At 41.0% G+C, this 22,455-nt stretch carries 23 protein-coding genes; 9 read left to right on the top strand and 14 right to left on the bottom strand.

From position 1 onward, the window contains the following. Positions 1-88 precede the first annotated feature (88 nt). A complete protein-coding gene (locus J4N24_RS15990) occupies positions 89-388 on the top strand; it encodes a hypothetical protein (RefSeq protein WP_207534715.1) in 300 nt (99 codons plus the stop codon). Between the two features lie 11 nt (positions 389-399). Next, positions 400-1,053, top strand: coding sequence for a LuxR C-terminal-related transcriptional regulator (locus J4N24_RS15985; RefSeq protein ID WP_207534714.1), 654 nt, complete (start codon positions 400-402; stop codon positions 1,051-1,053). 41 nt (positions 1,054-1,094) lie between these two features. Here J4N24_RS15985 and J4N24_RS15980 read toward each other — a convergent pair whose 3' ends face one another. Next, on the bottom strand, positions 1,095-2,759 hold the full coding sequence (locus tag J4N24_RS15980) for a glycosyltransferase family 39 protein (protein ID WP_207534713.1): 1,665 nt from the start codon (positions 2,757-2,759) through the stop codon (positions 1,095-1,097). Positions 2,760-2,956: 197 nt separating this feature from the next. Here J4N24_RS15980 and J4N24_RS15975 point away from each other — a divergent pair, with 197 nt between their 5' ends. The 3 genes from J4N24_RS15975 (at position 2,957) to J4N24_RS15965 (ending at position 5,265) form a co-directional block, all read left to right on the top strand. Further along, entirely contained in the window at positions 2,957-3,637 is a 681-nt protein-coding gene (locus tag J4N24_RS15975; protein WP_207534712.1) for an HAD family hydrolase, read from the top strand. 130 nt (positions 3,638-3,767) lie between these two features. Then, positions 3,768-4,793, top strand: a complete 1,026-nt coding sequence (locus J4N24_RS15970; protein ID WP_207534711.1) for a UbiA prenyltransferase family protein — start codon at positions 3,768-3,770, stop codon at positions 4,791-4,793. Between the two features lie 67 nt (positions 4,794-4,860). Next, positions 4,861-5,265: a GtrA family protein gene (locus J4N24_RS15965; protein ID WP_207534710.1), complete on the top strand. Its 405-nt coding sequence runs from the start codon at positions 4,861-4,863 to the stop codon at positions 5,263-5,265. A 273-nt stretch (positions 5,266-5,538) separates the two neighbouring features. On the opposite strand, the gene J4N24_RS15960 is transcribed toward J4N24_RS15965, so the two are convergent. The 4 genes from J4N24_RS15960 to J4N24_RS15945 all read right to left on the bottom strand — a co-directional run bounded on the left by J4N24_RS15960 (position 5,539) and on the right by J4N24_RS15945 (position 10,915). After that, entirely contained in the window at positions 5,539-7,458 is a 1,920-nt protein-coding gene (locus J4N24_RS15960) for a sensor histidine kinase (protein ID WP_207534709.1), read from the bottom strand. A 305-nt stretch (positions 7,459-7,763) separates the two neighbouring features. Then, on the bottom strand, positions 7,764-8,066 hold the full coding sequence (locus tag J4N24_RS15955) for a hypothetical protein (RefSeq protein ID WP_207534708.1): 303 nt from the start codon (positions 8,064-8,066) through the stop codon (positions 7,764-7,766). Between the two features lie 135 nt (positions 8,067-8,201). Then, complete coding sequence (locus J4N24_RS15950; RefSeq protein WP_207534707.1) at positions 8,202-8,486, bottom strand: hypothetical protein; 285 nt, start codon at positions 8,484-8,486, stop codon at positions 8,202-8,204. 98 nt (positions 8,487-8,584) lie between these two features. Next, positions 8,585-10,915: a GH92 family glycosyl hydrolase gene (locus tag J4N24_RS15945; RefSeq protein ID WP_207534706.1), complete on the bottom strand. Its 2,331-nt coding sequence runs from the start codon at positions 10,913-10,915 to the stop codon at positions 8,585-8,587. A gap of 215 nt (positions 10,916-11,130) precedes the next feature. Between J4N24_RS15945 and J4N24_RS15940 the strand changes: the two genes are divergently transcribed. Beyond that, on the top strand, positions 11,131-11,511 hold the full coding sequence (locus tag J4N24_RS15940; RefSeq protein WP_207534705.1) for an ArsR/SmtB family transcription factor: 381 nt from the start codon (positions 11,131-11,133) through the stop codon (positions 11,509-11,511). A 2-nt stretch (positions 11,512-11,513) separates the two neighbouring features. After that, complete coding sequence (locus tag J4N24_RS15935; RefSeq protein WP_207534704.1) at positions 11,514-12,005, top strand: SRPBCC family protein; 492 nt, start codon at positions 11,514-11,516, stop codon at positions 12,003-12,005. Positions 12,006-12,047: 42 nt separating this feature from the next. On the opposite strand, the gene J4N24_RS15930 is transcribed toward J4N24_RS15935, so the two are convergent. From J4N24_RS15930 to J4N24_RS15910, 5 genes are all read right to left on the bottom strand, one after another. Continuing rightward, positions 12,048-12,227, bottom strand: coding sequence for a DUF3606 domain-containing protein (locus J4N24_RS15930; RefSeq protein WP_207534703.1), 180 nt, complete (start codon positions 12,225-12,227; stop codon positions 12,048-12,050). A gap of 71 nt (positions 12,228-12,298) precedes the next feature. Beyond that, complete coding sequence (locus J4N24_RS15925) at positions 12,299-15,376, bottom strand: AAA family ATPase (RefSeq protein WP_207534702.1); 3,078 nt, start codon at positions 15,374-15,376, stop codon at positions 12,299-12,301. Further along, a complete protein-coding gene (locus tag J4N24_RS15920) occupies positions 15,373-16,596 on the bottom strand; it encodes a metallophosphoesterase family protein (RefSeq protein ID WP_207534701.1) in 1,224 nt (407 codons plus the stop codon). The genes J4N24_RS15925 and J4N24_RS15920 overlap by 4 nt, the downstream gene beginning before the upstream one ends. A 351-nt stretch (positions 16,597-16,947) precedes the next feature. After that, the gene (locus tag J4N24_RS15915; RefSeq protein ID WP_207534700.1) at positions 16,948-17,286 is read right to left on the bottom strand and encodes a nuclear transport factor 2 family protein; all 339 of its coding nucleotides are present in this window, start codon (positions 17,284-17,286) and stop codon (positions 16,948-16,950) included. A 390-nt stretch (positions 17,287-17,676) separates the two neighbouring features. Continuing rightward, the gene (locus tag J4N24_RS15910) at positions 17,677-18,198 is read right to left on the bottom strand and encodes a hypothetical protein (protein WP_207534699.1); all 522 of its coding nucleotides are present in this window, start codon (positions 18,196-18,198) and stop codon (positions 17,677-17,679) included. Between the two features lie 349 nt (positions 18,199-18,547). Between J4N24_RS15910 and J4N24_RS15905 the strand changes: the two genes are divergently transcribed. Then, positions 18,548-19,096, top strand: a complete 549-nt coding sequence (locus J4N24_RS15905) for an RDD family protein (protein WP_207534698.1) — start codon at positions 18,548-18,550, stop codon at positions 19,094-19,096. Positions 19,097-19,104: 8 nt separating this feature from the next. Here J4N24_RS15905 and J4N24_RS15900 read toward each other — a convergent pair whose 3' ends face one another. Beyond that, entirely contained in the window at positions 19,105-19,572 is a 468-nt protein-coding gene (locus tag J4N24_RS15900) for a hypothetical protein (RefSeq protein ID WP_207534697.1), read from the bottom strand. Positions 19,573-19,587: 15 nt separating this feature from the next. Further along, a complete protein-coding gene (locus J4N24_RS15895) occupies positions 19,588-20,100 on the bottom strand; it encodes a L,D-transpeptidase family protein (protein ID WP_207534696.1) in 513 nt (170 codons plus the stop codon). A 173-nt stretch (positions 20,101-20,273) separates the two neighbouring features. Here J4N24_RS15895 and J4N24_RS15890 point away from each other — a divergent pair, with 173 nt between their 5' ends. Continuing rightward, positions 20,274-20,759, top strand: a complete 486-nt coding sequence (locus J4N24_RS15890; RefSeq protein WP_207534695.1) for a hypothetical protein — start codon at positions 20,274-20,276, stop codon at positions 20,757-20,759. Positions 20,760-21,165: 406 nt separating this feature from the next. Here J4N24_RS15890 and J4N24_RS25740 read toward each other — a convergent pair whose 3' ends face one another. After that, on the bottom strand, positions 21,166-21,291 hold the full coding sequence (locus tag J4N24_RS25740; RefSeq protein ID WP_256439380.1) for a hypothetical protein: 126 nt from the start codon (positions 21,289-21,291) through the stop codon (positions 21,166-21,168). Positions 21,292-21,755: 464 nt separating this feature from the next. After that, positions 21,756-22,346, bottom strand: a complete 591-nt coding sequence (locus J4N24_RS15885) for a hypothetical protein (RefSeq protein WP_207534694.1) — start codon at positions 22,344-22,346, stop codon at positions 21,756-21,758. Between the last annotated feature and the right edge of the window lie 109 nt (positions 22,347-22,455).

Here is a 22,455-nt window from a genome sequence, read left to right as displayed (position 1 = left end):
AAGAACGTACCTATTGAAGAACAGGGTCTCTTCATCACCTTAAATCACCGAGGTGGAGACCGGAAATAATTAACATAAAACCAGAGATATGGAAAACGTGCGCAACAATTATCTGGTACTTACCTATGCCAATCTGCCCGATTCGCAGTTCCTCTGCGATTTTCGTGGAACGATCAGGGTTAAAATTTCCCGGATCAGAGAAAAGATCAATACCCTCAGTGCAGGTACCATTATTTGCGGGATTACGGACGACTGCATTTTACTGTTTGAGGATGTTGGATGTAAATCGATAACCTGGAAAGATATCGAAGGAGCCCTTGCCTGGTACAAGAGGTTTTCGAAGATCGAAAAGTTGGAAGTATATATTCCTGACGAAATAAAAAATTAACGCAAATACCTATGATTAACATCAGGCTTTCTTTACACAGTCCGGAAGAGCAGGCTGCTCTTTCCAGGAGTCTCGGGCAACATTCCCGATTAAGGGTGCTTTCAGCGCCGGTGATTATTGAGAGTCTAAAAGCTCTCAAATTAAGCGGAATAGAAACCAATATTGTCTTACTGGAACTGACAGATAGTGAAGACACTAACATGTTTCTTTTCAATAATATCCGCGCTAATTTTGATGATGTTAAATTGATCGTTATTTCAGAGAATGATGATGAACGTTTTGTGAAGCATCTTTTCGAACTTGGAGCAAAAGCCTTTTTAAGGAAAAAAGCTTCTACGCAGGAACTCCTCTTCTGTATACAAGAGGTTGCAGACAACAACCTGTATCTGTGTTCGGAACTTTCATTACAGATTTTACGTATGGTGGTAGGAACAACCCGACCCAACAATGAGCCCTTGGATGTTACCCTGACCTCCAGGGAAAGAGAGGTGCTGTATCTGATTGCTGAGGGTTATACTAACGTTGAAATTGCAGATAAACTATTTTCCAGTAGAAGGACCATCGAAGGGCACCGGTATAACTTACTGAACAAGTTGGGAGTAAAAAATACGGCCCAGTTGATCCGGGAAGCTTTCAAGAAAGGCTTGTTAGCTGTCGAGGCCTAAAAGGAAAAGGATACCCTTTCCGAGACAGAAAAGGTATCCTTTTATTTGGAAATCTTTAGCAGGACCACTTTTGCCTGCTTTGTATCAAAGTGGTCACTTTCGCCACCTAAAGTGCTAAACTGCAATTTCACCCTTTCCATCAAAGGGTAATTTTTGAAATACCAGTCAGGCACTCCATCATAGTCGCCTATGTCTACCCAGTAATCCTTCTCATAGATCCACCACACCCGTTTGTATTTTTTCAGCTTATCCAGATCTACTTTTAATTTGTCCAGATAGTCCTCGCCATTGGTCGATGTCTTACGATGATCATTACCAATTATCGCATTATACTTTAAATTATAAGAGTTTTTATAGAACAGGTACCCGTACCGGATATTCCAGTAAACGTAAACCGCATCGCCAGGCTGAAAATGTTCATTTATATAGAGCCAGCAGTCTCTCTGATAGTTTCGTTTATACCCTCCGAAAAGATGAGTATTAGTTACCTGGGTAGCCGAAGTTATTAAGGGGCCCAACAATAACAGGAAAAGAAATAGCGGTTGCAGGATCGAATGCTTGAAAAACTTATGAGAAATGTGCTCAAAGCCTTTGGAAATGAATATTATAATAAGCGGAGAAAGGAATAGAGTAAGACGTTCATAAAAGGGGTACTGCTTAATTGCCGAAGCAACAAGAGCAAGTAACACCGGAAAAAATAGGATCATAAAGATCTTTGGATTCCTTTTAATATAGTGCAGCATTCCTGCCACCCAAAAGAAAAGCGGAATTATACCCATCCGCGTTATCACTCTTAGAAGATTATTTTCAATCGTAATAAACTCCCAAAGCAACCCGAGCGGATAGAATAGCATTTTATAGGGCAGTTGTAGCAGGAAGGATATATCTGAAAAAGATTTCGGAGGAACAGGGATATACCCCTCCCTAATTTCAAACCAGTTGATCAGCCAGCCAGAGTTTGTTTTATCATAAGTAAATAAAAAGAAATTAAGGCCGAAGCTTATCATCCAGATGGAAAATGGCAAAAGCAGAAACAAAGCCCTTTTCCATCTTCTCCTGAAAACATTACTTAATGTAATACCTAAAGCCATGCCGGCAAGTACAAAAATAGATGAGTAGGAAAACCAGACCAGCCCCCCCCCTGCTATTCCCCATAAAAATAACTTCGATAGGCTTTTCTTGTGTTCAAACCTCGTATAAAGATACAGAACGAGAATGGTAACCAGCAGTTCAAAGCCGTATTGCTTGATCTCGACTGAGTGATAAACAAAATTCGGTGCAAAAGCAAGCATACCCACAGCGGCTACTACTCCTGCAGGTTTCAGAAAATTCTCAGCAACTTTTTTATATACAAAAAGCGAAGCAATTCCGGCTAACAAGGGAATCAGACGAAGAGCCATTTCCTTTTCCCCAAAAAGCATCACGGATAATTTAACAAGCCACAGAAAACCAATAGGTGCTTTCTGCTGGTATTCAAGCGGACCAAGTGCTAATTCAATAAAGCTTAACTTCAGAAAACTTAAGGAAAGATACATTTCATCTGTCCACAGAGAGCGATTGTAGAAAAAATGATAAAGCCGGAAAAATATACCCAAAGCAATAAACAGGTAAATGATTTTAGTATAATTTACGGGACTTATGCCTGAAATCAAGAACTTGGGCGTTGTTTGACCTGTAGAGGCACTTGTTTCAGCCGTAATTTCCATAGTTTTTGTAGATAATATTCAATTTGCTAGCAAGAGCAGTAGATTATAACGAAATTACAGCTTTTCGCATACAAAACCCTCGACAATTCCATGAGGTTTATACCCGATTTTTTATCATCCTTACAAAAACTACTCGATTTTAATGTAAAAAAAACAGCAAAAACAATCCTTTGTAGTAGTTTTTATAAATGAATAGTATGAACTGGGAGAATGTGAAAGCAGTGATCTTTGATGTAGACGGGACTCTATACGAGCAATCCCGTTTAAGAAAAAAAATGCTGGCTACCCTATTGCTGCATTATTCAGTAAGGCCATGGAGGTTCAGGGAACTACAAGCTCTCTATCATTTCAGACTTGAGAGGGAGAAAAGGCCGGGTTACTGTTCTCAAGATCTTGAGAACGAACAATATTTATGGTGCGCTGACAAGTTGAAAGTCAAACCTGAAAAGATCAAATCTCTGGTAGAACGCTGGATGTTTTCAGCGCCGAACCGGTTTCTCTCCGACTGTATGTTCCCCGGTATAAAAGACTTTTTTCTGGTACTTAAAGATGCCGGAATAAAAACTGCTATATATTCAGATTATAAGGCAAGGGAAAAATTACTTGCCATGGGGCTCGAGCCTGATCTTGTTGTCAGTTCAACTGACCCTTATATAAACAGGCTGAAACCAGACCCTACAGCCTTATTATTCGTGGCCGGGCAGTTCTCACTTGACCCTTCAGACTGTCTATTTATTGGAGACCGGGAAGAACTGGATGGGCAATGTGCCATCAATGCCGGCCTTCCTTATCTCATCGTCGATAAAAAGCCTTTTGGGTCTTTTGACTTTTACACTAATCTAATATCTCAGTTCTCCCTGCTGAAGAAAGCTTCCTAAGCTGATTCCCCGCAGATTAAATCACTCTATATCATGAAACTTTTCTTTCTGGGATCGCACGTGCGCGAGTCACCTGCCAGCCCTATGCCCATACATAATTCTACCTCATAAAAATTTAAAATCTACATCTATGAAAACATCTCCAATTGCTGTTCCTCTATCCGGAGAAGAAGCTACCCCACGCCCTGCTGGTTTTAAAGAATACGTCACCATTGCACGTCCAGACCATTGGTTTAAAAACATCTTCATGCTTCCGGGTATGCTGTTTGCCTACATGATCTATCAACCCCCGATCGACTTATCCTTCCTCATAAAGGTTGTTACAGGTATCGCCTGTACCTGCCTGATCGCATCGGCAAACTATGTGATTAACGAGTACCTTGATGCTGAGTTCGACAGGTTCCATCCTGTAAAGAAAAATCGTAGCGCAGTGCAGACCGTTTTGAATCCAGGATTTGTTATGGCCCAGTGGCTCTTATTGGCGGCGTCAGGTTTAACCCTCTCCTATTTTATTAATGTTCCCTTTTTGCTTCTTGAAGCCTTTTTGTTGTTTATGGGAATTATGTACAATGTTCGCCCATTCAGAACGAAAGAACGCGTTTACCTTGACGTCCTTTCTGAATCGGTCAATAATCCTATACGCCTTGCCCTTGGCTGGTTCATTCTTATACCTGCTAGTTTACTGCCTCAGGACTTCTCAGACCCGGCATGGCTTGCAATACCTCCCAGCAGTATTATCCTTGCCTATTGGATGGGAGGAGCATTCCTGATGGCAACAAAACGCTTTGCCGAATACAGGTTTATAAACAACCCAGAGCAGGCCGGACTTTACCGGAAGTCTTTCAAATATTATACAGAAGACAGCTTGCTGATCTCCATGTTCTTCTATGCGCTCACTGCCGCATTCTTCCTGGGAATATTTCTTATCAAACACCGCGTTGAGCTACTGCTTAGCTTTCCTTTCTTCGCTTTGCTGTTTGCCTGGTATCTAAAGATCGGATTAAGCAGGAATTCTGTAGTGCAGGGTCCGGAGAAACTGCATAAGGAGAAAAAGTTCATGCTTTATGTTGTCTTATTTACCATAATTTTAATGTTACTAATTTACGTGGACATGCCAGCACTGAACTGGTTCTTAAGAAAATCATTCCAATACTAAAAGCAATCAGGTACCTGCTGAAGGGCCGGTACCTGATTGTAAACCTTCTTACTTTAATAACAAGATAATGGTCAAAGTAACAATCCTACAGCTAAAGGAACTATCATCCCACGAAGTATCAAGGTTCCTGATCGTAGGTATCCTATCTTTCATTATAGAATTCTGTGTTTTCACTCTTTTAGTTGATCTTGCAGACATTCCCTATACAATTGCGAATTTCCCAGCTATGGCAGTAGCCATTATAGCCAATTACTTTCTCACCAAAAAACATGTTTTCACCACATCACGGTACGGCAATCAACTTACATTCATCCTCTTCTCAGTCTTCACTTTGGCTGGCGCAGCACTTAACCAGTTCTTCCTTTGGTTTTTTGCCGAGCAAGTGGTTTTAAACATCAAAGTCTGCAAAGTACTGGCAGTTGGCCTCACTTCCGTTTTCAATTACTTTACCAAGAAATATTTTGTCTTTTAATTCACGTTTAAAATGTCATCAGCAATAAGTGAGATTGTAATAACCAACGACCCCAGCTACTCCACCGGCCACATTTATGGTGCTGCAGGTGGTGGAGGGCAACCATAAAGAGTAATCGCTAATCCTTACCTTGGCCGAAGATAATTTGCAGGCCCTTAAAAAGGGCCTGCTTTTGGCTTTTCACCAGTTCCCTCAAGTATTTCCTCCTGAAGCCTACTCAATTCGGGGAAGATCGAGTAAATGAAAATAAATGCGAATGACAAGCTCAATGAATTACTCGGAGGCAGTAATAGAGGAATGCTTAAGAGGGATAGCAAACCAAAATGTACTACCCTTGCCGGGTTCACTTACAACTCCGTAAGTCCCTCCATGCTTTTTAATTATTTCAGCAGATATATACAAACCAAGACCAAGCCCTGAAAATTCCTGCGACTTATCATCCACCCTAAAAAAGCGGTCGAACACATGGTCAATTTTTGAGGGGGGAATTCCAATGCCGAAATCTTTTACTTCTACCTTTACCCCGTCCTTCTCCTGACTAGCGGTGATAATAATTTGCTTTCCGCTTGGAGAGTATTTAATCGCATTACTTAGAAAGTTGGTAAGCACTTGTTCTATACGGTGCTTATCTCCTTCTATTTGTTCGCTCACGTTATTATTTACGATTATTTCATGTCCCCCGCTTTGAAATGCAATACAATCTTCAATCACTTCATCCAACAGGAAAGTATCCAGATTGAGATTTATTTTACCCGCCTGAATCTTTGCATTATCCATAAGGTCGCTGATCAAACGGATAACTTTGTTCACCTGCTGGTTGGCTTTCGTTGCAAAAACCAACAGCACATTTTCCTCAGTATGTTTCTCTATTAGCCGGCATAGGATCTGTAAAGATGCTTTTAAGGTAGTAATGGGAGTTTTAAGTTCGTGGCTGGCCACACTCATAAATTCATCTTTCTTTTCAAGAAGCATTTTCATAAACTCGTTCTCCCTTAACTTTTCCTCTGCACTGTTTTTTTCGGTATTATCCATATCGATCCCAACCATATGAACCTCCTGCCCGCTGGGATCAGTGATAGGTGTTGCCTTGATATGAATTAGTCTACGTTCACCCTGAATCAGGAAAGTAAGTTGTTCGTTAAACTCTCGCAGCTCCTCAACAATCTTGTTGATCACCTGCTCCTGCAGCTTTGAACGATCTTCCGGCACAATGAATTGAAGGTAAGTCTCAGGACTCACCTTCGAGCCTGGCTGAAGATGAAATAGATTATACATTCCTTCCGACCAGTTCATTTCCTGTTTTTTAGTATCAAAACTCCAGCTGCCCATTGAAGAAACCTGTTCGGTTTGTTGAAGGAGCATAAAGTTCCTATCCTTTTCCTCCTCATCCCGCTTCTTATCTGTTATGTCGAGGGTTGTAGCTACCAGATTATCATTCTGCCTTACGAACATCGTCAAAAACCAATTATTGAAGCCCTCCACATCGTACTTATATTCCATCTGGCTGGGTAAGCCGGTGTTCATCACCTCACACATCTTATCGAAAATGCCTGCTTGCTTTATTCCCGGATACTCCTGTAGATAAAGTTTGCCTACCAGGTCTGTGCGACCGGTGTTTTGCTCGATTAGTCGATTGACAATGAGTATCTTGAAATCAACAATCTCGTTACTTTCATTTCTGACAGATTTGAATACAGACATTCCAATAAGGGAAGTGTCAAATACAGACTGCAACAGTTCCCGGTTACCCTGTATCTTTTTTTCGGCTTTCTTCTGCTTTGTGATATCCAGTACAATTCCAATGTAACTAATGGCGTTTCCCGCCTCATCACAAATAACTTTTCCATGTGATTTTAATGTTCGCCACTCTCCGTCCCTCCTCAGTATACGTCGAACATAGGTATAAGGCTTTTTATCAATAGCGGCCTGGCTCAGTACCCGATCTACGTTTTCGGCATCTGCAGCAGTAGAGCGCGAGTTAATGTATTCTAGTGATGGCTCAAAAGACTGAGGTGCTTCCCCAAACAACCTGAATAGTCCGTCAGAAAAGTAAAATTTCATACCCGGCAACTCCACCCTGTAAATTCCCATATTGGCCACCTCCTCCACCTCACCAAATAGCGCGACCAGATCGATCGGGGAAGACTCTTTGCCTGAATTGTTATCCTTGTGATGATTACCTTGGTTATCCATTTACAAATGTTTGAACAGAGGTTAATTCTTGAAATAATTTAACCCTCAGTGTTGAGCAAGTCTATGTCAACCTACAAGTGCCTCAGCTCGCATTGATCTTTGTTAACATCCTCAGGGTTAAGGAGTTTTCCTAATAAGGGAATATTGTGGAAGGTATATTAAAAACAGGTAGTTACCGGGAGCGCGCTGCTAAACAGCCCCCGTAATTGTCACCGAATAAATACTTATGCAGACTGTGACAGGAAAAGTAGCAATAGCCGCAGGTTATCGTTCCTAAATGTCACCCTTTTTGCAAATACCTTTATTTAAACTACTAAATCTGGGTGCAGCGTTTCCTGGGGAATGATAAATGCAAAATGATTTTCAACAGCGGTCCAATCTTCCATCGGTTCAACCAGTAAACTTACCTTCTCCTCCCCGGCTGCTCCCATTCGAATGTCTTCTACCGAGATGACCTCCAGCTGAACAGCCTGACCTTTGATAACGAGATTAAGAACATCTCCGCTTTTAACCTCTCCATTTAAGATCTCACCGAAAATAACAATACCTCTCCCTATCAAAGGAAAGCATCCTTCTATATTAAACGTTGCTATAGCTGCACGCACCATACTGAAATTAAAACAATTTACGTCTACCTCATTTCCCCAGAACGGGTTGAAGTATTATCCGCAAAGCTATATATTATTGACAATTTCTGTCTTCATTTTTTGCAATACAGCAAGTTTCATCATCCTCGTCTCTTTTTAAATGTCACCCGTAAGATGGATTAAAATTTCATCAGCAGCCTTACTTTTATACACAATTAAAATATTCTCTGTACTCCTGTACTCTGCTACACTATTAAGCGCAGTCTTAACTCTCTCCTTTGTTCCAGGGAAAGCTGCGTCGAAGTCGGCACTGATTTCTTCAATGGCTTCCTCATCTTCAGCTTTGTCTGCGTACATATCCTGATAACAAAAGAAATACTCGTCCAGATCGTATTTTTTATAATACTCTACTTCCTGGTAATTTGGCAATGTAGTCAACATATTTTTCAGGTAGATTAATGTTAGTTATTTCGCTACAACTGGAATAGTCTGGCTTTATAAAGATAAAAAATTCTCGAATATTTCACGTCGTCCCTCGGCTATTTTTGCTGAGCATCAGAACGTGAAGGCGGAAGATCTTCTGTCCCCCAATCGGTAGGCCTTTCGCTCATTGTTAACCTCAAAACTCCCCCATCTTTGATATCAGAATGCTTAAACCAGGCCTTATTCCAGGGTTTTCCATTTAGCTCAGCTGATTTGATAAAGATTGCCTCCTGGGATAAGTTATCTGCAAGGATCTCAAGCTTCTTATTTCCCTCCAGGGCAATGCTAAGCTGTTTAAAACTAGGAGATGAAATTAAATAAATGTCCTGACCAGCGTTAGGAAAAAAACCGGCCTTATTGAACACGTACCAGGAGGACATCGCGCCAGAATCATCATTTCCCGGCAGGCCATCAGGTTTCTCTGAATAATATTTCTTAAGTAGATTTCTTAATAGGAGGACCGACTTAAACTGCTGCCCGGCATAGGTATACAAGTGAGGGGTAAGGAATCCAGGTTCATTAGCAATATTGTAATATTTCTTAGAGAAGAAGGTATCAAGGCGGCTAAGGAATGCTTGCTTTCCTCCAGACCTCGCAATGAGCCGGCGAACATCATGCGGCACATAGAATGAATATTCCCAGGAGTGACTTTCATAGAAGAAGTCGGGCCATCCGCCTGCTGTAAGTACTGTAAAATCGCCTTTATTCAAATATTTAGACGGGGTTTGATTATAAGGAATCACACCAATCTTATTTGGAGCAAAATCGAGATAATATTGCCATTCACGATTGCGGTAATCCTCGTCCCATGTGCCATTGGCCTTTCGAGGCATAATAAAGCCTTTTGCTCCATCATGCTCCACCGGCCTCCATAAATTCTCCCAATTTGCTGCTCTTTTTGCATACTTCTTATAATCCAAATCCTTACCAAGTTTTAACGCAGCTTGAGCTATCGCCCAATCGTTTGCAGCAAACTCAACAGTTCGCGTACCGGCACGCTCGTAGTCTGTTGATACATAACCGATAATGTTGTAATCTTTTATACCACCACGACCTTCTTTCCGCTCATCACCTCCCGGAGGCACCTCTGCATCTTTAAGCATCGCATCATGTGCCTCTCCATATTCAACTCCTTTAAGGTCTTTTAAAATGGCTTCAGCCAAAAGCATATCTGCATTGCTACCACCCTGAGTACGCCCGTTGCTGTTACCTGATCTTCCATCGGGCAGATAGCCTTCATTCTTGTATATATCAATTAATGAATTCACAATCTCCGACTCCTTTTCAGGAGCAATCAGCGTAATTAATGGATGGCTGGTACGATAAGTATCCCAAATGCAGTAGAAATCGTCAAAATAGGGTGCTCCACTTTTCCATAAAGGATTCTCACCAGTCTTATCGGCAGGCTGAAGTAAGGTATGATAAAGGGCTGTGTAAAACTTTATTTTTTCTGTATTATCAGCAGTTGTTATTGCAATGCGGCTTAAATAGGCATCCCAGGCTGCTCGGGCTTTTTCAACCGCCTGATCAAAACTCAACCCCGCAGCTTCATTTTGAAAGTTTTCTTTAGCTTTTCCTATGCTGATAAATGAAATTCCTACTCGCATTTCCACCATTTGGGAAGCCTTACCCTTGAATGAAAGCCAGGCACCAACTGGCTCCCCCGAATCAAACTCCATCCTCTTACCGGGATGCTTTACGCCCGATTTCCAGGTGCCAAAAGAACTGGCAGGAGTATTAAACTTTGCATAAAAGTAAACAGTAAAGGGCTCTCCAATATTCCATCCTCCGCGAACCCGGTTATACCCAACTATTTCGGTCTCTGATAATACTTCGATCTCCGATCCTAATAATTTTTGATCCTCATGGCAGCAGGCTTGCTTTCCCAGTATACTTCCGGCATCAATTAGTATCCCATTATGTCCGCTCTTGTTGAATGTATAACGATGTATCCCTGTTTTCGGGGTGGAAGTTAGTTCTGCTAAAATAGCTGATTCCTTTAATTCGGCAGAGAAATAGCCAGCCTTCGCTGTCTCTTTTCCCCGGTCCGATCCATACCCTTCGACCTTTACATCTCCGCTGAAAGGATAAACCAGAATATTGCCATATTTCGGACCACCGCCTGTGCCGCTAACATGAAGGTGACTAAATCCCCTAATTTTCCCTGTATCTTTGTATCCCATGTTTGTGCTTAAATCGTCACAATCCGGGCCTAGTTTCACCATACCAAAAGGATATGTTGCCCCGGGAAAGGTATTACCATTTCCCTGTGTTCCGATAAAGGGATCAACATATGATGAAAGCGTTGTAGGACTGCCTTCTTGCGCGCTTAAGAAGGTGGTAAAACAGAAAATGTTGATAAGAGCTATTAGTAATACAGGTTTCATTTCCTTTCGAAAAAATTTAAGTTATAATAGAAGGTCGAGGCTAAAGTATAAGTTTTTTCTTGTATTTGCTTAGCTTTTGAATCTTTTGCTAAAACCTTTTAGACTATCTAAATACTTTATTTTTATAAACAGGAAGCATCAGGATTAAAATTTATCAAATTACCATTGCGCAAGTAAATACTTGCACTTATATTTGCAAGGACATACTTGCATAAATGGAAGCACGAAGAGATGTTTTTCAGGCGATAGCCGACCCTACAAGAAGAGCGATCATAGGAATGATCGCCGAACAACCAGTGAATGTTAATACCATTGCAGAACAATTTGATGTTAGTCGCCAGGCAATCTCACTACATCTTAAAATTTTGGCAGAGTGCGGATTAGTAGAGTTCAGACAAACTGGAAGAGAACGGCTTTGCGAAGCAAAGTTGGATAAGCTAGAAGAAGTACATGCCTGGGTACAGCACTACCACCAGTTATGGACAAGCAGGTTCAACTCTCTAAAGAGCTTCCTTGAACAGGAAGAGTTGGAGTCGAAAACCACCGGAACACCAGCGAAGCAACCCTCAAGACAAATCAGTAAACGAAAAAAATAGAAATGGAAAATTCAGCAAAGAAAAATGAGGTTTTTATTGATGATATCTTTGATGCCGATATCGAAAGAGTTTTTGCAGCATGGACCGATCCGGCTAAGCTAATGAAATGGTATGCCCCGGATGGATGTACTATTCGTTTTCAAGAGATCGACATCAAAAAAGGTGGTAAGTTTCATTCATGCATTTCCAATCCTCAATATGGCGATTGCTGGTGTATAGGGGAATACAAAGAAGTGATACCAAACGCCAAAATTGTTTTTACGATGATCAATGCGAACGAAGATGGCAATCCTATAAATCCTTCAGATATCGGAATGGATCCAGAATGGCCTGGGGAAACTCTCGTTACCGTTACATTATCCGATGAGGGAGGACGCACGCGACTGCAATTACGCCAAACTGTTTCACAGGAGCTTGCACAAAGAACAGGCGCCTATCCAAGCTGGTTGCAAATGCTTAAGAATATGGCAGACTTACTCGAACATGAGGTTTAATGCTGACAACATTAATCAACAAAGCCCCTTCCGGGGCTTTGATTATTTATTCTTTTCTTTAATGTACTTCTCAATATCCTTTCGGTCATTAGATCCCGTAGCACGTTTTGCACCAGTAATAGCTTGAACGCTTACTCCTAATTTATCCGCCAGGTATTTTACTTCGTATGGCTGGGAAGAATTAACTTCTCTTCGCTCAACCTTTCCGCCTCTTGTTGCCATATTTGTGTGTTTTTACAAATACAACAGGTATGAGATAAATTAGTTTGATTCCTTAAAACAGACCACCTTTCCTACCCCCAACTAGCGTTCACCCTGCTCCCTGCCAGAGGATCGTTTGTGACGCGTAAGAACACATCGATCTCCTGCTGCAGATCCTCCACATGGGAGATTACCCCTACTTTCCGATTTTCCTTGCGCAAGGATTTTAGGGTTTCAAATGCTACCTGCAGTGATTCTTTATCCAGGGAGCCGAAACCTTCGTCTAGAAAGAAGAAGTTCTGGCTAGCCTTGTTCTGCTGTTGAACGCTTTCCGCAAGGGCTAAAGCAAGCGAAAGCGAAGCCTGAAATGTTTGTCCGCCCGAAAGTGTTTTCACACTTCTTACCTTCCCGTTATTTAGAAAATCTCTTACCTGGAACTCATTTTTATCGGTAACCTCCAACCGTAGCGATTGCCGGGTTAACTTGTAAAAGCGTTCGTTCGCCGCCTCACATAAATTATGGAGATAAACCGATGATACATAATTAACAAAACCACTACCTTTAAATAGCTGCTTTAAGGTATTCAGGTTGGATGCCCGCTTCTTCAACTGGTCCAGGTGCTCCTGAAGGATCAACTTATTTTTAAAGTCCCGCTGTTGTTTCTCAAGTTCGGCTTTTACCTTCACATACTCGTCGTTAGCAGCCTGCAACTGTTCCTTTACTTGAGATAGATGTATGAGAAGACTTTCAAATTGTATAGGATCGAAAGTTTTTCCTGAAGTATTTTTTTCCAGCTCCTGCAGGATCTGCTGGCAGGTGTGTAATTCCTGCAGATACGCCTGTAATTCAGATTTTAATTTGTTCAGATCAAGCTCCTCATTGAGCACCTTCTCAACCTCCTCCCAATCGGCAAAATGCGATTTTTCAAGACATTGATGCAGTGAGGTCTTAATCTGTTCAATCATTAATTCATCCTTCTTCAAAACCTCCTGGTTAGAGTTGATCCGTTCCAATAAGGTAATTTTCGCAGACCTATGCTGATCGATCTGCTTCAGTAAATCCTCATGTTCCTTTCGTACATCCAGTATTTTCTGCTCTAATTCGTTTGCCTTATTTTGAAGTTCCTCCTCTGTATGCTCTTCATGTTCGGTTACCTTCAACAGTTTCAACTGCCCAGATAAGGCAGAGCGTTCCGCTTCTTTTGCAGCTATGCCCAATTGGATGCTGTCCATCGCTTTGCGGAACTTCTCGTAACTCTCAGAGGCTTCACGGCACCTCTTTTCTGTTTCCTCAAGATCCTTTTCCAAAGCATCCAGCTTTTTTTTCTCCTGCTCATATAGCACGAAACCTTGTTCCACCTGAGATTCATCATCTTTATCAAACTCGGGCCAAACGAACTTCTCGAGATGCTGATCCAGGAATTCCTGTTGCGCTTTCAGGCGAAGTTTGGCACCCTCCACCTGTTGTAACAAGCTATACTCATTCTGCTGTAATCCATGCAAAACCTGTAAAGTATCTTCGCAAGCCTTGTCGTACTTACGGATCTCCTCCTCTTCAATCTTTGCCCTCGACAAATGCCCCTGCACATTGTCCAGTGCCAACAGATTAGGATGATGTTCGGAACCGCAGAGCAGGCAAGGACCTCCATCGCTCAGCTGGTCCACAAACTCACCTAATTTCAATTGAAGATGGTGATGCGCTATCTGAGCATGTAAAGCTTCTTTTTTCAGGTGATTCTCCTGCCGCAGCTGCAGAACCTGCTCCTGATAGTATTTAAATGGCTGCCCATCCAGAACAGCCTGGAACACAGGCGGTACTAGATGAGGCTTCAGCGTTTCAGGAAGTACTTTCAGCTGTTGTTCCAGCCTCTGCTGATCTTCCTTTAATTCCATAATCCGGGCAGTAATATTCCTTCGTTCTGCGTGCCATGATCTCAGCAGCGAAAGCTTTGGCAAGTCTGGTAAAAAGGCTCGCTGATCCTTAATCAGGGCCTTTAATTCCTCTATCCGGTTCTCATTAGCTATTTTAGTTGAATGGGCATTTTCAAGATGAGGTTTACCATCAATCAATCGTTGCCCCTGTTTCCCAATTTCGATTTGCAGCACGCTAATTGATTGCTGCAAACGGTAATCCGCCACCAACTGCGTCCTCTCCTCCTGCTTCTGATACTCGGTTTTCACCAGCTCCAAACGCTCCTCCAAAGAAGAAAGTTCAGCGGTTGACTTAGCCAGTCTCTCTTGATTCTTTTTTAGTGAATCAAGGCGGAGAGTAATATCCGTTTCTAACTCTTTCTTCCGCTTTAAGCCTTCTTTAAAGTTGCTTAGACAATATTCATAATCGCCAATCTTTTTAGAAAAGCCATCGTAGTACTCTTTATTTTGTAAAAGTCCAGACAGCTTACCTCGCTGCTTTTCCAGATCATCAAAAAGCTTCTTCAAGGCTTGCTGGGTCTGTAGCATCGCTTCCCCTTCCATCAGCTTAGCTTTTACGCTCTCCAACTGCTCAGAAAGTTCCCCTACAGCTTTCTCCTTTAACGCAATTCCGTCCTCACTTAGCTCTGCATAATGAAACAATTGCCCTTCCAGGTTTTGTACAGCCTCATTATTCTTCTTTTCGAGTCCCGTGGTTTGATAAAAGAACTCATACTTATCCAACTGAAATATCTCTTTCAGCATGTTAGTACGGTCCTTATCACCCAGCTGCAGGAACTCCTGGAACTTACCCTGAGGGATGATCACCGTCCGCCGGAAATTATCATAGCTTAAACCAAGAACTGAATCTGCATTACTATGCTCCAGAGGGATCCACTCGCCATTGCTCTTACGGTAAGCCATCCTTTCAAAAGTGTTCACCTTATCAAAATCCTTCCCGTTCCTTCTACCACGCACGGTGTAGCGATACTCCTGTTCGTCGAAGTTCCTGAAGATAAAGTCGATCAGCAACTCGTCCGACTTAAGGTTCATCATATTGTAGTTCCGGTTGTCGTTCCTGTCGAGACGCTCCGACTGCCCATACAAGGCAAAGGTCATCGCTTCCAAAATAGAAGATTTGCCGGATCCAACCGACCCGAAGATCCCGAACAATTGTCCCTCCAGCAGCCGGTCAAATGCTATCGTTTGCTCTGTTTGGTAAGAGTAAAGTCCTTTTATAGTTAATGAAACAGGTATCATTCCTCGCTCTGTTCTGCTCTGATTTCCTTAAATAGATTGATTAGTTCAACGTTGGGTAGTTGACCATGACGATGCTGAAAGAACTGCCCAAATAGCTCCTCGATATCCTGACTTAAGTCAATGGAAGCTCCTTTCGCGTGCAGCATCTCCGGGTTTCTCACTTCAGGAATAATGGTAACGATCCCTTCATGCGATTGTGTCAAACGCCTTCTCTCATCGGCAGTTAAGTAATTATCTGTAACCAGCGTAAGTTCAACAAGGGCATCCGGATTATCAGAAAGCCATTGTAAAGCTTCATCCACTCCCATACAACGCTTACGCAGCAGAGGTTTACCTTTGCTTAGCTGAACGCCCTTATACATCACCGGCATTCCAGGCTCCGCATCCACCAGCACCACATATTTTTTATGTCCTGCTTCGCCGAAGCTATAGCTTAAAGGACTGCTGCTGTAGACCACCGGACAAGGAGTAGTATCCATCACACGGAAACCATGCAAATGCCCAAGAGCAGTATATTGAATTTGTGCAGGGATATTTTCTGAATAAACAGCCTGAGCACCTCCCACGTGCAGAATAGGCTTCTCATCTTCCGGCTCTTCCGGTGGTTCCTCCCCTTTCTTCATCATAAAGAGATGAGTGATCAGGATGTTTACGCCTTTGTCATCGCAATACTTGTCGGCCAGCTCCTTCCAGCGCTTCTGCAAAACCTGGCGCAACTCCTCTTCAGAGTTCTCCAAGCCCAGGAAAGTCTTTAAGCGATACTCGTTGGCATACGGCGTAAGCAGCACACGCAAAGGAGTATGATGACGGGGAAGCTTAAGCTCTATAAAACCAGCCTCAGATTGCAAAACGCAAACCCCAGAATCCAGTTCGCAGGTAGAAACATGTGAATCGGGATAACCAGCAAAGATGATCCCACACTCTCGAGCCAAAGGATCAGGAGCCTCTATTCGATCCGGAGAATCATGATTCCCCGCAATAGCCACTACTGCTCTTTGCCCGTTATTGGTTAAGCGTTTTAAGGTTTTATAAAGCAGCTCAATCGCTTCGGTAGAAGGGTTAAAACTATCGAAAAGGTCACCAGCCACCAAAACCGCATCCACATCATTTGCATCTGCTATTTCTATGATTTCTGCTAAGACCTCTTTCTGCTCCTCCAAACGGGAGAACTTTTCAAGACGTTTACCGAGGTGCCAGTCGGCAGTATGAAGTATTTTCATTGGAATAACAAAGCTAAGCATAATCTTATTTCCAACTCAACTGTTGCGGACTATTTGATGGTTCATTTCCCGTTAGCAGAAATTCTCTTAAATAGAACTGCTTATCATACTTTTTCGTGAAACCATTATTTCTCGCTCTTAAGTTCATCCAAAGTACAAATAGTGATGAGAATCATCTAGGATTTACAAAAAACACTTGATAGTTTCGTTTCAGTTTAAGATTGAATAGTTAGGGATTTAGGCACAGGTAATTCATGGAGGGTTGTAAATAAGAACCCGCGCTCACATAGCACGGGTTCTTTTGTTAAGGTCTTTACAATATTAACTGGCGAGGTTTAAATGAGGGCTTTGCTAATCCTTGATCACAAATGCCTTCAATTCCGCCATTTTACCATCTCTGAACTTCCAAACATCGCAAACCGAATAACTTATCATCTTTCCTTCGTTATCCTTTAATTTGATCCAACCCATTGCAACAAGGTTCTCGCCCTCCTCAATGTACTTTTCAATTTTAAAATTTGACTCCTCATAAGCAGCTGCCAGGTATTCCCGTACTTTATCTTTTCCAACAAGGGTACGATCACCAACGTACGTCCACGTAGTATCCTCAGTGCAATAACTTAAGAACTCCTCATAGTTCCCTTTACTGAAAGCTTCATTAGCTTCTTCTAAAATTTCTCTATTTGTCATTCGTTTCGATTTTTCAACAGTTGCAATTCATCACATTTAGTGGCCTTCGTGACGCCAACAGAACTAGCATAAAACGGTGCAGTTGGTTAGACTGTTTTAAAATTTCACTGCATTAGTTCCAGTCTTGCAATCAGGACTAACAGTCAATCTGGTAATAATTATTATAAGGGAAAATAGCTTTCCCGCTAAAAACCGACTCTTTATTCTCATTGCAAGCTAGAAGCAAAAACTATTTTTTCACATTAAACTGACAGATAGTCCTATTTAAAATAAATGTTTGAACCTATATTTGTTTCATAATTGTGATAAGGTTTAGGTTATCCCGTTGCTCTCATAGCAGCGGGATTTTTTCTTATAAGACGGTCTTCTACCGATGGTATCGCCCCCCCTTCAAATTTTAATTATCAAAAAGTAAGGATGAACAGTATCCTGGATCTTCATGTTTTCATATTCATGGTCTTTAATCTTAACATCACTGAGAGAATAATAATAGCCGGGGCCACAGGGGCTTGGATCGGTATTCACTACCTTGGTCATTTTATAGCTTAGAGTAAACGTTCCCAAGTTCCCGAATGTAATCTTTCGGACTTGTTCAGGTTCTTCCAGCGGAAATACCATTAGTTGCAAGGTTCCGTCGTAGGGGTTTCCCGGAACTCTTGTGTTGATCATCCAATGGTCTGCCCGGATCTGCTCTGTTGTTTCTTCCTTGGTAATTTTTATTTGCTCTGCTGTAATTCCTTTGGTGGTGATTAAATCAGCCCCTGTCTGTTTATCTACTAACTTTATATAAACAGCATGCAGAATCTGGTCATTGACATAATTGCTACAGTCAACTTTTTTTTTCTTACAGCCGGGAAAAAGAAATGCGGAAAGAATTGTAACAAGGCTCAGGAAAAGGATTTTCGTTTTCATAAATAGCGATTTAAATGCCTATGCATTTAAGGATACGTATAAAAGAATGCAAGCGTAACAGGATCCGCAATTTTTTTATGGAAGTTTTTCTGTCCAAACTTCAACTTAGACCTAAGCCAATTAAGGCTCTTGTCACCAACTTAATCTGGAAATATGGTCCCTGTCAAGCGAAGAATAGTTAAGATAAATACGTGAAATTATATCTAAGCCGCCCTTCTCGCAAAAATTTATCTTCCTTTTAATATAAATAATAGCGCCACTTTGCTTTACATTCGCATAGTTTTCCGGCAACGTAATTGTTTGACAGAAAACATAACCCTTGTTTCAAAAATAAAAGGCCTTATCAGTTTTGAAAAAGATTTCGGAAATTAAGATAATTAAGACTGTTTACAGACCTACTTTCGATCAATACGGGAATAGATATTCAGAAGAACGCCAATTTCAAATGAAGTATGACCCTTGCGAAGAAAGCAATGTGACCCGTTTCTTTGCCAAAGTAATTGACTTTGCGCTATTCTACATCCCAATAGGATTTGTGACCACAGTGGGACCACTACGAGTTTTGTGTTCAATTTTACTTGTCATTAATTACGGAGCCACTCTTGAGTATTTATACGGAACCACACTTGGTAAGGCAATTCTTGGTCTGAGGGTAATTGATGATTTTGCAATGAAACCGAGTTTTAAGTTATCAATTAAGCGTAACCTACTTGCCCCTTTTAACCTAATCCCAGATTTCAAAACATTTCGAATGATAGATCCAGACAGAGAAACGAGGCACAATATGAATTTGAATAACAGAATTTGTAAAACCTATGTGATCAGAAAAGGCAAGATAGAAGAAATTGAATGTTTGCAATTAGGGGAAGAAACCACATTTGTTGATGAAATAAGATAAGATACTTATTAATCTTTCTTATTAATAAGTACCTTTCTAATACGGTAAAATCGCTCGCCATAGTCGAAACGAATTTCCCCATCGAAAGGAGCAAGTATTTTTGTAATATCCCATCTTATCCCCATCAATCTATATCTTTCGTTTTCGTTTATGCCTATCTTTCCGTTGCTCGGCGTCCTTCGCTTAAAATACGCTGAGATATATCCTGCACGAGATTTTAAATGAATCTGCTCAAACCTATTTGCAATTATTCCTGAGGAGTCTTTCTGGATTACTTCCTTTAAGCTAAATTCCCCGCCCTTCGTTTCCTTCAGGCAGCTTTGAATTGATGTTGCAAGAACTAATACATCAAAGGATGCAGCTCCATGCGGAGACCTTGTTGGAACTTTAAAAGTAGTTCCACATCCAAGTAAGCATGTTAACGTTAGGAGGAACCATCTTTCCTTTCCGCAATATAAAGCTGAACCAATCTTCATCCTTCTCCTTCTCTCTTATGGCTTAATCTCAATGGTAGTACCCACCGGAACATGGCCAAACAACTCGTCCACTTCTTTATCAGTTAAAGCAATGCACCCTTGAGTCCAGTCCTTCCAACGGTGGAACTTTCCGATAAAGCCTCTCCCATTCTTTAAACCATGGATCTTAATATCGCCACCTGGGGACCTGCCCAAGAGCCTCGCTTGTTTACTATCAGCTGCATCCGGGTAAGAAATACCAAGATTTGTGTGCCAGCCACTATTTGCGTTCTTATCATTTATTTTATAAATGCCTTCAGGTGTTCTATTGTCGCCCTCGTATTGCTTATCACCAATAGGATTTTTACCTAAAGATACCCTATAGGTCTGTACCAATTTCCCATCAGAATAGGCCAGAAGTTTTCTTTCTGCCTTTAAGACAATGATTTTATGAATTACCACATCTCTTTCAAGTTTTCCCTCGGGATAGAAATAGTAAAGGCTTAAAGAAAGAGTTAGAATAGTTATTATAACAGAAAAAGCTTTCATGCGAGGTTTTGGGATTATGCTGGTCTAAGCAACCGCTAATATAAGCTTTCCACCAGTCTTCCGTACACCTTATTGAAATTGAATAAGGTTGATAAAATCCCGTAAATAAAAAAATACTCTTCCGGAACATTCGTACTTGCCAGGCGTAAAAGACACAAATCTGAACAGCAGTAATGATTGAATTTTTCCCCTCAAAAATCTACTCAATAAAATTAGAGAAGGATTCTGGAACCTCTTTAATGCGGTTAAAAGAAAACACGCTAAAAAAGGATCATCTCAGTACAGAGCTTACCGAAAAGAGGTTTATCGGCAGGGTTGGAGAATCTGATTTTAAGATAATTTCTTCTGTAGTAGGCAAAGGAGCCTTCTGCGTTTTACAAGGCAATATTGATGCTAGCACTGGTTCGGGAACTGTTTCGATTGCCATCCATAAGGCTTTTAGAACCTTGATCTCTAAATGGTGCCTTCTTCCTTTTAGCATTGTTGTTTTTTGTCTCTTTAAAGGAAACTGGAGCAGTGCTTTCTCGCTTCTGGCTTTTGTGTTGATCATTCGCTTCATTATTATTGAAATTTTGTTTAAGACTTTATCCAGAAATAGCTTAGACGAGCTGGTTAAGGTTCTGGGTGTCGCTTATTTAGCGGAAGAAGAAGCAGAGTGACTTGTGGGGATTTAAAAAAGCCGTCCTTGCAGTAGAACGGCCCTGGTTCTTCGACCGGATTTCGTGGATCCGGTTTCTTCTCCGTAAGTTAAAGGAAAGCACAAAATTAAAAGGAACTTGCCCAAAAGTATGGTACTTACGCGACGTAAATGAGGACAACAGAACTTGCATAATACTAGGAAGCAGCAGTCCGGGCATATCACCGGCTTATTCAAAAAGTCCCTCAATAGCTCTGACCAGTGTCCTTCTGAAATCTTTTGTATTTTTGGCGTGTTAGCTAGCTTAAGTAGTAAGCTACCAAGAATAATTTAGACGCCCAAAACGCTCTTTCAAAGATGATCCTGAACAAGAATATTAAAATCTTCATTACCAGCGCAATCTTCGCACTTTGGATTGTTTCCTTTTATCATGGCTTAGTTACGGGATTAAACTTCGTTTTCTCTTTGTTTGGGATCATCATCCTATTTGCTCTGGCCATAATAAATGGTGTTTTGATTGCCAGAACCACCGCCAAAACAATCCCTCTACTCATATTTTTTGTCATTGGTCTTGCAGTGCCAGCTGTTTATCTGTTGGTATTTAAATGAGAAAGAAGGCTTAGCTTATTAATATATGACCTGATAGCCTTTATTTCTAAAAGAAGCATGGAAATCTGGACCCTTACCGACTAATATTATTTATTTAGAAATTTTTAGTTTAGTAATCACAATAACCCCAATGCTCTTGAGAACACTTTTTATCGATCCTTAAATCCTTCATCTGCCAGTAATCATTTGAAAACTTAGAAGGTAGGTTGGTCTATTCCAGCATCTACTTCTACTGGCGAGAATTAGATGGCAACGATTTTTATCTCATAAATCCATAGAAGTTAGGCAAAAACCTTTTTCGCCATTTTTAATCAGGTTAATTGTGCACCATAAACCTGTTAGAGCATTGTTCTTTGAAGGATAATGACCGGGATCCCTTAGTTTAATTGCTAAACTCGCAGTCATTAGTTTAGTATATTCCTGAATTTTCTTGTCTAAATAATTTCTGGAGGTTAAATGTTATTGGCAGAAGAGCAAACAGAGGCAAGACATGAGTTACGCCGTTATACTCTATTATCCCTTCCAATTGCAGTGAAACAGCTAATATGGGTAAAGCCATCCGTATCAGAGCCGAAAGGACCATGACAAAGCCGAGAATTTTAAAATATCCAGAAAGGCCTTTGATTCTTATGTTAAAACATGCAGCAACTAACCAACTTGACACAGCTAATCCAATTCCTGATGTCATAAATAGAAATAACCGGAGGTTTTGATTTAAATTCAGACCCCAAGGACCGAAGAAAGAAACTATTTGCCACAATAGAAATACCCAAAAGCCAGCTTCTACCCATTTTCTCTGTTTCATTCTCCTTATTCCAAAAGAAATTGCAAGCCATACAAACATTTCGATTGTAAAAGAGAAATACAACCATGATTTATAAAAAAGCTCATTACTTAAACTCGTATTCAATATAAGGAATGGTATTAAAATGACAACTATAGCTAAGATATTAGTACCTACTAAGTACCTAAAAAAAAGAGGATTTAAACTTTTTAACATTACTTATTCTTTAAATAACATAAACATTCCAGAAGTGTATTTGGTCGATGAAAGCGGGTACTATATTCCATTTTTAATCTTCTTCCAGAAATAAGTCAATAGGGTAGCA

The organism is Desertivirga arenae, assembly GCF_017355785.1.
GTDB lineage: Bacteria > Bacteroidota > Bacteroidia > Sphingobacteriales > Sphingobacteriaceae > Desertivirga > Desertivirga arenae.
Note: the sequence above shows the minus strand (reverse complement) of the source record. Positions and strands in the feature narration are given on the sequence as shown.

Coding starts and splice junctions, on each gene's coding strand:
- J4N24_RS15985 (WP_207534714.1), top strand. CDS start 400: ATGATTAACATCAGGCTTTCTTTACACAGTCCGGAAGAGCAGGCTGCT.
- J4N24_RS15960 (WP_207534709.1), bottom strand. CDS start 7,458: ATGGATAACCAAGGTAATCATCACAAGGATAACAATTCAGGCAAAGAG.
- J4N24_RS15910 (WP_207534699.1), bottom strand. CDS start 18,198: ATGAAAACGAAAATCCTTTTCCTGAGCCTTGTTACAATTCTTTCCGCA.
- J4N24_RS15975 (WP_207534712.1), top strand. CDS start 2,957: ATGAACTGGGAGAATGTGAAAGCAGTGATCTTTGATGTAGACGGGACT.
- J4N24_RS15955 (WP_207534708.1), bottom strand. CDS start 8,066: ATGGTGCGTGCAGCTATAGCAACGTTTAATATAGAAGGATGCTTTCCT.
- J4N24_RS15940 (WP_207534705.1), top strand. CDS start 11,131: ATGGAAGCACGAAGAGATGTTTTTCAGGCGATAGCCGACCCTACAAGA.
- J4N24_RS15950 (WP_207534707.1), bottom strand. CDS start 8,486: ATGTTGACTACATTGCCAAATTACCAGGAAGTAGAGTATTATAAAAAA.
- J4N24_RS15965 (WP_207534710.1), top strand. CDS start 4,861: ATGGTCAAAGTAACAATCCTACAGCTAAAGGAACTATCATCCCACGAA.
- J4N24_RS15980 (WP_207534713.1), bottom strand. CDS start 2,759: ATGGAAATTACGGCTGAAACAAGTGCCTCTACAGGTCAAACAACGCCC.
- J4N24_RS15925 (WP_207534702.1), bottom strand. CDS start 15,376: ATGATACCTGTTTCATTAACTATAAAAGGACTTTACTCTTACCAAACA.
- J4N24_RS15885 (WP_207534694.1), bottom strand. CDS start 22,346: ATGTTAAAAAGTTTAAATCCTCTTTTTTTTAGGTACTTAGTAGGTACT.
- J4N24_RS15945 (WP_207534706.1), bottom strand. CDS start 10,915: ATGAAACCTGTATTACTAATAGCTCTTATCAACATTTTCTGTTTTACC.
- J4N24_RS15900 (WP_207534697.1), bottom strand. CDS start 19,572: ATGAAGATTGGTTCAGCTTTATATTGCGGAAAGGAAAGATGGTTCCTC.
- J4N24_RS15890 (WP_207534695.1), top strand. CDS start 20,274: ATGATTGAATTTTTCCCCTCAAAAATCTACTCAATAAAATTAGAGAAG.
- J4N24_RS15970 (WP_207534711.1), top strand. CDS start 3,768: ATGAAAACATCTCCAATTGCTGTTCCTCTATCCGGAGAAGAAGCTACC.
- J4N24_RS15920 (WP_207534701.1), bottom strand. CDS start 16,596: ATGAAAATACTTCATACTGCCGACTGGCACCTCGGTAAACGTCTTGAA.
- J4N24_RS15895 (WP_207534696.1), bottom strand. CDS start 20,100: ATGAAAGCTTTTTCTGTTATAATAACTATTCTAACTCTTTCTTTAAGC.
- J4N24_RS15990 (WP_207534715.1), top strand. CDS start 89: ATGGAAAACGTGCGCAACAATTATCTGGTACTTACCTATGCCAATCTG.
- J4N24_RS25740 (WP_256439380.1), bottom strand. CDS start 21,291: ATGAGTAGAGGGATTGTTTTGGCGGTGGTTCTGGCAATCAAAACACCA.
- J4N24_RS15915 (WP_207534700.1), bottom strand. CDS start 17,286: ATGACAAATAGAGAAATTTTAGAAGAAGCTAATGAAGCTTTCAGTAAA.
- J4N24_RS15930 (WP_207534703.1), bottom strand. CDS start 12,227: ATGGCAACAAGAGGCGGAAAGGTTGAGCGAAGAGAAGTTAATTCTTCC.
- J4N24_RS15935 (WP_207534704.1), top strand. CDS start 11,514: ATGGAAAATTCAGCAAAGAAAAATGAGGTTTTTATTGATGATATCTTT.